The organism is Bradyrhizobium semiaridum, assembly GCF_020329505.1.
Classification (GTDB): Bacteria; Pseudomonadota; Alphaproteobacteria; order Rhizobiales; family Xanthobacteraceae; genus Bradyrhizobium; species Bradyrhizobium semiaridum.
This window is the reverse complement of record NZ_JAGKJJ010000115.1, coordinates 1-607: the sequence shown is the minus strand read 5'-3', so window position 1 is coordinate 607 and position 607 is coordinate 1. Positions and strand designations below refer to the sequence as shown.

Genomic DNA, 607 nt, shown 5'->3' with positions numbered 1-607 from the left:
GTGTGGCGGCTGTTCATCCAGGAGCAGCTCGCGAGCTTCAAGGTGAGCCTGCGTGAGGTCTGCGGCGCCGGCGAGCCGCTCAATCCTGAAGTGATCGACCAGGTGCAGGCGGCCTGGGGCCTGACCATCCGCGATGGCTACGGCCAGACCGAGACCACGGCGCTCGCCGGCAATTCGCCGGGGCAGAAGGTCAAGGTCGGCTCGATGGGCCGGCCGCTGCCGGGCTATCGCGTGCAGGTGACCGACAATGACGGCTATGCCGCGCGCGAAGGCGAGGTGACGCTGCTGCTCGGCGCCGCCGAGCTTGCCGTCGTCGCTCTGATAGCCCTGCATCAGGCCAGCCGGCCTGTCGGCGCCGATGGCGAGATCTATCGCAGCGGCGACGTCGTGTTCACCGACGAGGAGGGCTATCTCACCTTCGTCGGCCGCACCGATGACGTGTTCAAATCCTCCGACTACCGGATCTCGCCGTTCGAGCTGGAGAGCGTGCTGCTCGAGCACGGCGCCGTTGCCGAGGCCGCGGTCGTGCCGAGCCCGGACCCGATCCGGCTCGCGATCCCGAAGGCCTATGTGCTGCTGGTCGCCGGCGTCGAGCGCACGCCGGAGA

General features: G+C 68.9%; 1 protein-coding gene. It reads left to right on the top strand.

Going from position 1 to position 607, the window contains the following annotated elements:
* On the top strand, nucleotides 1–607 hold a 607-nt coding region (locus tag J6500_RS31755; protein WP_225716614.1), incomplete at both ends, for an AMP-binding protein.